Raw genomic sequence first — 10,833 nt, 5'->3', positions numbered from 1 at the left:
TTTGATGAAATGGAAGATTGCCGCTGCCGGATTGCTGAGTTTACTGGCCAGTTCAATCACGCTCGCAGACCACACCATCGTACGCGTGGGTGTCTATGAGAATCCACCCAAAATTCTGATGGGACCGGATGGCTTGCCTTCCGGGATTTTCGGTGAGCTGATCCGGGAAATAGCGTTGCGTGAAAACTGGCAACTCCAGGCTGTCAGCTGCCAGTGGGATGCCTGCTTGTCTGCGCTCAGATCCGGCGAACTGGATCTGCTGCCCGACGTTGCCCGAACCGAAGCACGTGAACGTGAGATGACATTTCATCAACGCCCGGCACTCCACAGCTGGTCACAGGTATTCCGTCATCAGGATGTCAGCATCGATTCTGTACTGGACCTTGAAGGTAAACGGATTGCGCTGCTCGCCGGTTCAGTTCAGCAAGCCTATCTGCAACAAGTGGCCCAGGAGTTTTCCCTGCAAGTTGAGTGGCTTCCCGTGAGCAGCTTGCAGGCTGCACTGGAACAGGTGCGTGACGGGCAGGCCGATGGCCTGGCAACCAACAACCTGTTTGGCAGCCACCATGCAGATCGCTATCAACTGGAGTCCACATCCATCCTGTTTCAGCCCGCCCGACTGTTTTTTGCTGCGCCCTTAAACAGTCATCATGATTATCTGCAGCGCATTGATCATTGGCTAACACGCTGGAGCGACCAACCGGACTCCCCCTATCAGCGTATCCTGCAGGGTTGGCAAACAGAGAAACCCCTGAACACAGTGCCCAAAAGCCTGTGGATTTTTGCCGGTATCCTGATTGTTTTATTGCTGCTGGCACTGATACTGATGAAATACCAGCGTCGGGAAATACGCTTTACCCGACGTGAACTGAAGCGCAGTGACGAGAAGCTGTCCACGATTCTCAGCAACCTGCAGGCCTACGTGTATATCAAGGATCTGCAACACCATTACCTCTATGCCAGCCCCAAGGTTTGTGAGCTGTTTAACTGCTCTGAATCTGACATTCTGGGGCAGACAGACGAGGCTTTTTTTGATCCGGATTCGGCCGCTGAGATTTTCCGTCTGGATGATCAGACCCTGCTCAGTGGTGAAACTCTGGTCAGAGAGGAAGTCAACAAACTTCCCGGTGAAGAGGAGCCCAGAACCTTCCTATCGGTTAAAGTGCCGATGCGCGATGATCAGGGCAAAATTTATGCACTTTGCGGACTGGCGACCGATATTACCGAGCAACAACGCCATAAAAAAGAAGTGCATCAGCTGATTTTTTACGATGTACTGACGGGCCTTCCCAACCGGCGTTTACTGCTGGATCGACTGCAACACAGCCTGGTCAACCGTCATCAGGAAATAGGCAACGGAGCCGTGATCATGATTGATCTGGATAATTTCCGTACGCTGAATGATACTCTCGGACATCAAACCGGCGATCAGCTGCTGACCGCTATTGCACGGCGTCTGAGCCATCAAATCCGGGTCAGTGATACTCTTGCACGCTTTGGCGGTGACGAGTTTATGCTGCTACTGGAAGATCTGTCAGCTGACACATCTGTTTTACTCAATCAGGTTGAGCAGGTGCTCGACAAATTGATTGCAGCCTTCGAACAGCCCTTCATCCTGCAAAACCAGGACTATGTTACCACGGCCAGCTTTGGTGTAGCGCTCTTCTCAGACAGTCAACACAGCGCAGAAGAACTGATCAAACAGGCCGAGCTGGCCATTTACGACGCCAAAAAGGTCGGACGCAATCAGGTACGCTTCTTTGATACCCGCATGCAGCAGCAGGCAGAGCACCGTGCTGAGCTTGAATTCGGGTTACGTCGTGCACTTAAAGAAAACGAGTTTATTCTCTATTATCAGCCACAATATCATAGCAATCAGCAGCTACTGGGAGCTGAAGTCTTGATTCGCTGGCAACCACCCGACCAACCGCTGGTGTCACCGGCTGACTTTATCCCGGTCGCGGAAACAACCGGGCTCATCGTACCCATGGGTCACTGGATACTGCGTACGGCCTGCAAGCAGCTGGTACGCTGGGCAGATGATCCGGAAACAGCACATCTCACCCTCGCTGTTAACATCAGTGCCGTACAGATGCATCACCATCAGTTTGTTGATGATGTCCTGAGTATTCTCAGCGAGACTGGCGCACCGGCACACCGTCTGGAACTGGAACTGACAGAAAGTCTGTTAATCGACAATATAGAACACACCATTGATAAGATGTTGCAGCTGAAACAGCATGGCATACGCTTTTCACTGGATGACTTTGGTACCGGTTTCTCTTCCTTGAATATGCTTATCAGCCTGCCACTGGACACCCTCAAAGTGGATCAGGCCTTCGTGCGCGACATGCACCGTGATCCACGTGATCTGGCCGTTGCCAGAACCATCATCGATCTGGGTCGCAGCCTGAGCCTGAACGTTATCGCTGAAGGCGTGGAAAATGAACAACAGCTCAAGTCATTGAGAATGCTGGGTTGCCAGTGCTTCCAGGGCTATTTCTATGCACGTCCCATGCCGATAGATGCGTTCATCGAACACTGCCAACTGCCGGTGCCTCTCTTCTGAGGCCCCAGCTCAGTCATTCAACGCATCGGCAAACTGATGGTTCACATCACGGTGCCCGGCTTCATCGGCACGCACCGCCAATACCACGTCACGCAAACGTGCATCGTCGGGCAACTGCCAGTAGTCGATCGCAATCTGTGGCGCCGGTACATTTTCATACAGCCCCTCATCAATCCCGGCAAGGTACTCGGTATAGCTGTATACCGCTTCCTCTTCCAGGTAACCGACAAAACGATGGGCGGTACGGGGTGAACACAGATAAAGCAGAAAAAAGCTGTTGTAGAATATACCCTGAACCAAAAGTATCAGCAGACGTTCAAAGCGGTTGGGCTGAGCTATATGCACAAAGGTCATCAGATGCATGCGTTCATTTTCGGCCTCATCCAGCAAGGTGCGGATCCAGCCTTCATCATCCCGAATACGCCGCAGAGCTTTTAAATGCTGCAGCATTCCACCCACCATACCCGGTACGGCTGCCACAGTTTCCAGCACCACGGCTCGATGACCATAACGATTGGCAAACAGTTTATCGGCAAAAAAACGTAAAAAACGTGTCATGCGATAAGCGATCCAGTCCGACCTGTTTTGTGGCTTGAAATGACTCTGCTCAAGGGATTCTGACATTAACGACCTCCTGTGAAATTCTCCTCATTCAGTAGTTATGTCATTTACCAACACCAGAGGTTCCCGAGACTTTATGCCTCAGCATCCTCCAGCACCTGAAAATCGGCATAGTCTGCCTGCCAGGGTTGCTCTTCACTCAACAGCTCAGCCACATTCGCCAACTCAGGTCCCTGGCTCATCCAGGCTTCAACATGACGCACATTGATTTCATCTCCACAGAGCAGTGCTTCAACACGCCCATCGGCCAGGTTACGCACCCAGCCCAGCACACCGTGTGCCTCAGCTTTTTGCTGGGTAAAACGACGGAACCATACTCCCTGAACCCGACCAGAAACAACAACACGCAAACACACTTTTGACATTTATTGCCCCCTGTTTCAGTTGAATTCAGCGCAACGCTTCTTTTAACCGGTAGTACCACATCCCGGCAGCCAGCATAGGATTACCCAGCCAATCGCCCATCGGAACACGTACATGCGAGCAGCGGGAAAACACATCAAATTTTTCCAGTTGGCCGCTGATGGCATCTGCCATGATTTCACCCATAATGTGGCTACTGGCCACACCATGTCCGGAATAGCCCTGACAATACCAGACATTCGGCGAAACTTGCCCCAATTGCGGAATACGGTTGACTACGATACCCATGGCACAACTCCACTGATGCTCAATCGCCACCCCTTTTAGCTGCGGAAACGTTGTTTCAATGGCAGGCCTCAGCTCCGCCGCAATATCACGGGAGTCACGACCTGAGTAATTGCATCCTCCGCCAAACAACAGACGGCCATCTGCTGTCATACGATAATAATCCAGCACAAAACGACAGTCATACACGGCCAGGCATTCAGGGTTAAGCGTCCTGGCCAGATCACCCAGCGGTTCAGTGGTGACGATCCCGCCCATGGCCGGAAAAATCATCCCGGACAGCTGTCGACGCGCCAGGCGATGATACACATCGCCTGCCAACAGCACGTGCCTGGCGCGAATACGCCCGGCATCAGTCACCACGATCGGCTGATCTCCAGGCAGAATATCCTCAACCCGGGTATGCTCGTAAATTTGCGCGCCCAGGGACGCCGCCGCACGCGCCTCACCCATACACAGATTCAGAGGATGCAGATGCATGTTGCGATTATTCCGAATTGCTCCGCAGTAAAGATCTGTTGCCAGAATTTCCCGGACCCCCTGAGCATCCAGTAAACTGACCTCATCGGCCATTCCCCGCTGCTGCGCTTCGGCATAGCTCTCTTCCAGTTCCTGCAAGTGGACAGGCTTCATAGCCGTGTGCAGGTGCCCGAAACGAAGATCACAATCAATTCCATACTTCTCTATGCGTTGACGAATAATATCGTGACCGCGCCAGCGTAAAAACCAGATAAAGTCATCCACCTCATCACCCAGGCTGGCTCGCATCTGTTTGCGCATGGCCGTATCACCGGACAGGCTGCCAGTCACCTGGCCACCGTTACGACCGGATGCCCCCCAACCTACCCGGTTGGCCTCCACAACAGCTACGCGATAACCGCGCTCGGACAACTCCACGGCAGAGGCAATTCCGGTAAAGCCCGCACCGATAATGACGACGTCTGCCTCGCTGTCTCCCTCCAGCCTCGGGTAAGTCGTCGTGTCATTCAGGCTACTGTGATAATAGGAAGGCAGACGTTCCTGACGTGGTGGGCCTGCCAATTGACTTGCTTGCATGGTTAAATCCTTATGAGTTCATCTGAGCATCATCAGGTAGTGTAACGATACCAGCGCCAATCCTGCTCACTCACCTGAGACATAAACTGCTGATACTCGGCACGCTTGACGGCAAGATATACCTTCATAAACGCCTCGCCCATCTGTTCAGCCAGCCAATCTGATTGCGCTGCCGCATCCAGTGTTGTCAACCAGTCACCAGGCAGCGTTTCTGTCACCTGGGCATAACCATTACCGGTTACCGGAACACCCGGATCCATCTGTCCGGCCACACCTCGCAAAACACCTGCCAGTATCGCCGCAGCTGCGAGATAAGGATTGGCATCTGCGCCACAGATACGATGCTCAATATGTCGACTGGACGGAGGGCCACCCGGAATCCGCATGGAGACCGTGCGATTATCAACCCCCCAGGTCGGGGCCAAAGGTGCGTAGCTTTCCGACTGAAAGCGCCGGTAGGAGTTGGCATTGGGACAGAAAAACAGCAAGGAGTCTGTCAGCGAGGCCAGAAGACCGCCAATAGACCAACGCAACAACTCCGTACCTGCGGGGTCATCACTGGCATAGAGGTTATCGCCCCTGGAGTCATTCAGACTGATATGCATGTGCATACCTGAACCGGAAAGGTGTGAGAAGGGTTTGGCCATGAAACAGGCCTGCATGCCGTGACGATGCGCCACACCCTTGACCAGACGCTTGTATCTGACCGCCTGATCCATGGCCGTTAATGCATCACCATGCTGCAACGTGATTTCAACCTGCCCCGGCGCATATTCCGAAATGGCGGTTCTGGCAGGAATCCCCTGAAGTTTGCAGGCCGCATAGAGATCAGCCAGAAAGGGCTCCAACTGTTCCAGCTCGCGCAAACCATACACCTGTGTATCCTCAGGACGACGTCCACCCGGCTCCGCCGCCAGAAGAGGACCCGCCGCCGTTTCGGTTTGAGGGTCCAGCAAATAGAATTCCAGTTCACAGGCCATGACAGGATCATACCCGAGCGCTCTCAGACGTTCGATACACTGAATCAGCAAGTGTCTCGGATCAGCCACCGCAGCTGGCAAGCCACTCTGTGGATGCATACTGACCTGCAGCGCAGCCGTCGGTATCGTACGCCAGGGCAAGGGGACCAGACTGCACGGCAGTGGATAGGCACGGCAATCCACATCACCAACATCCCAGACCAGACCGGAGTTTTCGACATCCTCACCGAGAATCGACAAACCCATAATTGTGCTCGGCAAAGGCCGCCCGGATTCAAACACAGGCAGCAGTTCTTCACGATGTAATAACTTTCCTCTGGGCACACCATTGGCATCCAGAATAAACAACTCAAACAACTCTATTTCGGGATAACGCTGCAGAAAATCCAGCGCTTCCTGCACCCTTGCAAACTCCATTGCCAACACCTCATCATGTTTTAAAACAGTCTGTTATTGTTATGCTGACTTCGAACATAGCAAAAACACTGACACAAAACGAGGGGGAAAACGTTATTTTCAGTCGTTGTCAGATCGGCCATCCAGGCCAGGAGTGGGTGGGCGCATATACATCTAAATCAATAACAAATTACTGGTTTCCATTTCTGAAACCAGCATGCTATAGGGATAAATGGTGGGTCATCGATATTGGAGGCCATAATCTGCGAATGATCGCTTTCATAGAATTCCGTGACAACAGGATGTATGTCAAACACGTCGTCAGCCATGCTGAGCATGACAAACTGACTGATAAATACCGTCAAACAAAGGAGTCATGATTATGATCCCTACTGCATGCATAGAAATCAGAGAAGCATTGGCACAGATCCCCTATCTGACTGAGATCAACACCCAACAGGATTATGAGCTGGCCCTGGCGCTGATGGATGAAATGATTGATGACTACAGTGCAAATAAGGCACTGATCGACATGCTGTCCATCAGCATCGAAAACTGGGAAGATCAGGCTGAGGAGTTCGCTTTGTTCAATGCTGCGCTGGCTGATATGGACAAGGGTCTGGCTGTGCTGAAAACACTAATGGCACAGCATAATCTTGGTGTTGCTGATCTGCCTGAGCTGGGCTCAAAAAGCAATGTCAGCAAGCTGCTCAATGGGGCGGAGGGCAAAAAACTGAATCTGCATCATATCAGAGCATTGAGCCAACGCTTTGGCGTATCTCCTGCGTTGTTTATCTGATGCACACTGGATAATCTTCTTCTCTGCTGCAGGCCAACAAGCTTGCAGCACCTAAGGAAGCTGCGAATAAGCCCAAATCCCATGCGGTAGAATTATTCGCAGCCTCCCTTACGTGGATGCAGCAGCGAGCCTAACCCACCACTTTTCACCATGGGATCATCTGAATTCACGATTATTTCAGCACGATTTAACACATAGGCTTTACCGGTAATGCTGTTTTCAACCAGCGTTTGCCCTTCTGCCTGACTCAAACCGGTAAATCGGCCCACAAATCGGGTTTCTCTCAAAGAGCAGGTTTCCAGTGTATCACCTGGCAGAATGCGCTTTTCATGCTGCATCAAAGCCAGACGCGCAGAGGTACCGGTACCCGTGGTACTGCGGCAGATGACACCCGGATGTACATAGGTAGCCGAGCGGGAGGTGAACTGTCCTTTAGCTGAACTTTCCACCGGCCCCATAAAATGCAGAAAAGGAATAGGCCCAACATCACCCAGAGAATAATGACGGAAATTTCGTTCGGCTCGAATCGCTTCAATAATAGCGTGTGCACAGGCACTTAAGCGTGTCTCTTCATCCAATGTCAGACTAAAACCCAATTCAGCGGCATCCACCAGGACATAAAACCCACCACTGTACGCGATGCTATAGGTTACCTCGCCCAGGCCGGGTACTGAAATCGTCTGCTGATAGGTGTCAATATAACTAGGGAGGCCTTCACAGGTAATTGACTCCACCACCCCGTCGCGTATTTCAGCGTCGATCTGCACCAGTCCAGCCGGTGATTCGAGTATAAATTGCTGCCGACCTTCCTGCTTGGGTAGCAGACCCAGCTCCAGCACAGCGGTTGCCGTACACAGGGTATTTGAACCGGAATACACCGGGTATCCCATGACTTCCATGATTATATAGCCTGTCACAGCTTTCGGGTTGGATGCAGGCACCAGCAGATCTACAGACATTTCAGGTATGCCATAAGGTTCATTTAACAACACCCGCCGCAAGACATCGGCATGGTCCTGAAGATATTCCATCTTTGCCCTGACTGTTTCACCCGGCAAGGAACCGACACCCCCATACACAATACGGCTGACATCGCCACCGGCATGCATGTCCATGAGATTTAATTGATGTCGTTTCATACTGAGAGCCCACGAACAGCAAAGCGAGCCCCATGCTCAGCCCACTGTGCATCCGGCACAATAACAATCTTGCCCAGATGGTTCTGATCACGATCAATAAAATACTCTTCAGCTTGGTGCAGCTGTGACAGTTTGAATGTCCCCTGCAACACGGGCTTCAGTTTTCCAGACCGAATCCAGGTGATCAATTGACGAGCTTCCTGAGGCGTACCATGTGATACTCCGAACAACTGCACCTGATAGAGATAGATTCGCGTCCACATGATCCGGCTGAAATTTCCGCCACTGGCACCCGCAATGCTGATACGCGGGTAGGTCGTACGTACACGCATATTCTGAATCATGGTGTCGATAAAAAGGTCAGTCATGTCTCCCCCCACCAGATCCATCACTGCATCAATCGGTGCGCCTCCGGTCACTGCGAGGGTGCGCTTAACAAAATCTGTCAGGTCACCACGATCCACAACGGCTTCAGCGCCCAAAGCAATCAGAGCGGCCGTCTTGTTCTGCTGACTGACAGCATAAGGAATTGCACCCAGCAAGCGACACAGCTGGATCAATGCGGTACCGACTCCGCCACTGGCACCCGAGACCAGAATACGCTCACCCGCCTTAACCTGGGCAACGTTTAACATATGCAAAGCAGTCTGATAGGAACACATCCCCAGTGCCGCCAGCTCGGCATCAGCCAGTTCCGGATTGTCGATGCAATAAAACTGGCTGGACTTCACTACCACATACTCGGCATAGCCACCATCGGCTCCATGGCCATAATAATCCGGGACCAAATTGATCTGATCAGATTCACTGGCGTAGAGATTGAAATCCAGCAGCCCTCTCTCGCCAATACGTGTATCAGGTACGCCGACGCCAACGGCAGCTACCCGCCCCACTACATCGGCTCCCTGAATACGTGGAAACTTGAGCGTAGCCGATCCACTCATTTGAAAAGAAGTGGCCTGGTCCGTTGGGTTGACCGGATAAAGTCCTTCACGCACTTTACGGTCGGTGTTGTTTTTTGCCGTCGCAGTCACCTGAACCAACACCTCATCACGTCCCGGCTGAGGTACAGGCACATCTTCCCGGTAAATTAACTGATCGAGTCCACCATGTCCCATCAGGCACATGGCTGCCATGGTGCGCGGAATCATATCCTCTCCCCTGCTTGTTAAAGCCCGAGTCTATGACTGTAGAAGAGGTTTAAGGAATGTACAAAATTTGCACACTCACAACACTCAAGAGAACGCTCCAATTCAGGAGAAAATTGACAAATGCCCGGTCTGATCTAGGCTGAATTGACTGCATGCACTCAACAATAAACATAACAGGAGTTCATCATGAAATGGTATGCCCCTCTGATCAGCGTGCTGCTGTTACTGCCGCTGGCGCCTTTAACTGCCGAGGATAAGACGCTATACATTATCTCACCCGCAGATGGCGAAACTGTAAATAGCCCGGTCACTGTGAAGTTTGGACTGAAAGGCATGGGCGTTGCACCTGCCGGTATAGACTTTCCCAACACCGGACATCATCATCTGTTAATTAACGTGGAGACCTTGCCTCCGCTGGACATGCCGGTACCAACTGACGAGCGTCATTTGCATTTTGGTGGTGGACAGACGGAAGTGACACTGGAAATGGAACCCGGGGAACATACATTACAACTGCTACTGGGCGACAAGATGCACATTCCACACGCTGAACCGATGATTTCCGAGAAAATCACTATCAGGGTGGAGTAATCAACTCAAAACGTTCAGCGTACCGAAGCGATGTAGCGAGACAGGTGTTCCATTTTTTCAGGGTCATCGTCGACAAATGCGACTTTGACATGGATAAACGCTGCATCCACCTTACGCTCCAGAGCTTCGATACGCTCAATAAAACCATTGACGCGCGCCACGCTGCCACCAGAGAGCTGCTCTATATCGACAACCGCCTGATCAAGGATAGTCGGAAATACACCTTCATTCTTGATCACCACCAGCACGTCTCTCAAGCTCAGATCCTTGATGGCACATTTAATCACCTGATCCCGAACACGCAACTGAGCCAGACCTTTGGCTTTCAACGATGTTTTTTGTGTGGCAGCTTGAGCCGCTGTTTCTTGAGCTTTGCTCAAAGTCTGTGCCGCCTGATCGACTTTGCGGGCACTGGGCCCCCGCGTTTCCCCGGATAACAGCTTGTTCATTTTCTGGGTCAGCTGCTCTGCGGTAAAAGGCTTGCCGAGATAGTCATTCACCCCGGCCTGAATCGCCTTCAATACATACTCGCGCTCACCACGACTGGTCACCATAACAAAAGGCGTTGTCTGATAGCTCGGTTGCTGACGTGTCCAGGTCAATAGCTCCAGCCCACTCATCTTGGGCATTTCCCAGTCACATAGAATCAGGTCAAACTTCGCCTGTTTCATCAACGACTGTGCTTCTTGCCCATGATAGGCAGCCGTCACCGTAGAACCGGGAAAGGAGTTCTTAACAATTTTGGTCACGAGTTCACAAATAAATTTTGCATCATCGACAACGAGAACAGATAACGAGTTCATCAACACAATCGACCTTTCAGAGTAAAAAACAGGCAAAACCCAAGGATGCGCATCGAAAGCTATGGTACGCTTGACTACAT

11 protein-coding genes are annotated in these 10,833 nt (G+C 51.8%); 4 read left to right on the top strand and 7 right to left on the bottom strand.

Features of this window, described 5'->3' with window-relative positions; all coding sequences use genetic code 11:
- Nucleotides 1–4 precede the first annotated feature (4 nt).
- Nucleotides 5–2,569, top strand: a complete 2,565-nt coding sequence (locus ADINL_RS07735; protein WP_036546350.1) for an EAL domain-containing protein — start codon at nucleotides 5–7, stop codon at nucleotides 2,567–2,569.
- A gap of 9 nt (nucleotides 2,570–2,578) precedes the next feature.
- Here ADINL_RS07735 and ADINL_RS07730 read toward each other — a convergent pair whose 3' ends face one another.
- From ADINL_RS07730 to ADINL_RS07715, 4 genes are all read right to left on the bottom strand, one after another.
- Nucleotides 2,579–3,193 (bottom strand): alternative oxidase, encoded by a 615-nt coding sequence (locus ADINL_RS07730; protein ID WP_036546001.1) that lies wholly within the window; start codon nucleotides 3,191–3,193, stop codon nucleotides 2,579–2,581.
- Nucleotides 3,194–3,264: 71 nt separating this feature from the next.
- Entirely contained in the window at nucleotides 3,265–3,555 is a 291-nt protein-coding gene (locus ADINL_RS07725) for an acylphosphatase (protein WP_036545999.1), read from the bottom strand.
- A gap of 25 nt (nucleotides 3,556–3,580) precedes the next feature.
- Nucleotides 3,581–4,894: an NAD(P)/FAD-dependent oxidoreductase gene (locus ADINL_RS07720; RefSeq protein WP_036545997.1), complete on the bottom strand. Its 1,314-nt coding sequence runs from the start codon at nucleotides 4,892–4,894 to the stop codon at nucleotides 3,581–3,583.
- 32 nt (nucleotides 4,895–4,926) lie between these two features.
- Nucleotides 4,927–6,291, bottom strand: a complete 1,365-nt coding sequence (locus ADINL_RS07715) for a glutamine synthetase family protein (RefSeq protein ID WP_036545994.1) — start codon at nucleotides 6,289–6,291, stop codon at nucleotides 4,927–4,929.
- Nucleotides 6,292–6,332: 41 nt separating this feature from the next.
- On the opposite strand from ADINL_RS07715, the gene ADINL_RS16770 reads away from it, so the two are divergent.
- Entirely contained in the window at nucleotides 6,333–6,650 is a 318-nt protein-coding gene (locus tag ADINL_RS16770) for a type II toxin-antitoxin system HigB family toxin (RefSeq protein WP_084154431.1), read from the top strand.
- Between the two features lie 2 nt (nucleotides 6,651–6,652).
- Nucleotides 6,653–7,069: a helix-turn-helix domain-containing protein gene (locus tag ADINL_RS07705; RefSeq protein ID WP_036545991.1), complete on the top strand. Its 417-nt coding sequence runs from the start codon at nucleotides 6,653–6,655 to the stop codon at nucleotides 7,067–7,069.
- Nucleotides 7,070–7,161: 92 nt separating this feature from the next.
- Here the strand turns inward: ADINL_RS07705 and ADINL_RS07700 are convergent, their stop codons facing one another.
- Together ADINL_RS07700 and ADINL_RS07695 are read right to left on the bottom strand one after the other, a co-directional pair.
- Complete coding sequence (locus tag ADINL_RS07700; RefSeq protein ID WP_036545988.1) at nucleotides 7,162–8,208, bottom strand: proline racemase family protein; 1,047 nt, start codon at nucleotides 8,206–8,208, stop codon at nucleotides 7,162–7,164.
- Nucleotides 8,205–9,359 carry a zinc-binding dehydrogenase gene (locus tag ADINL_RS07695; protein WP_036545985.1) on the bottom strand — a complete coding sequence of 385 codons (1,155 nt, stop codon included), beginning with the start codon at nucleotides 9,357–9,359 and terminating at the stop codon, nucleotides 8,205–8,207. Before ADINL_RS07695 ends, ADINL_RS07700 begins: the two co-directional genes overlap by 4 nt.
- A 186-nt stretch (nucleotides 9,360–9,545) precedes the next feature.
- On the opposite strand from ADINL_RS07695, the gene ADINL_RS07690 reads away from it, so the two are divergent.
- The gene (locus tag ADINL_RS07690) at nucleotides 9,546–9,950 is read left to right on the top strand and encodes a DUF4399 domain-containing protein (protein ID WP_036545983.1); all 405 of its coding nucleotides are present in this window, start codon (nucleotides 9,546–9,548) and stop codon (nucleotides 9,948–9,950) included.
- A gap of 14 nt (nucleotides 9,951–9,964) precedes the next feature.
- Here the strand turns inward: ADINL_RS07690 and ADINL_RS07685 are convergent, their stop codons facing one another.
- Nucleotides 9,965–10,753: a response regulator gene (locus ADINL_RS07685; protein ID WP_036546344.1), complete on the bottom strand. Its 789-nt coding sequence runs from the start codon at nucleotides 10,751–10,753 to the stop codon at nucleotides 9,965–9,967.
- Nucleotides 10,754–10,833: the final 80 nt, after the last annotated feature.

Source organism: Nitrincola lacisaponensis (assembly GCF_000691225.1).
GTDB lineage: Bacteria > Pseudomonadota > Gammaproteobacteria > Pseudomonadales > Balneatricaceae > Nitrincola > Nitrincola lacisaponensis.
Note: the sequence above shows the minus strand (reverse complement) of the source record. Positions and strands in the feature narration are given on the sequence as shown.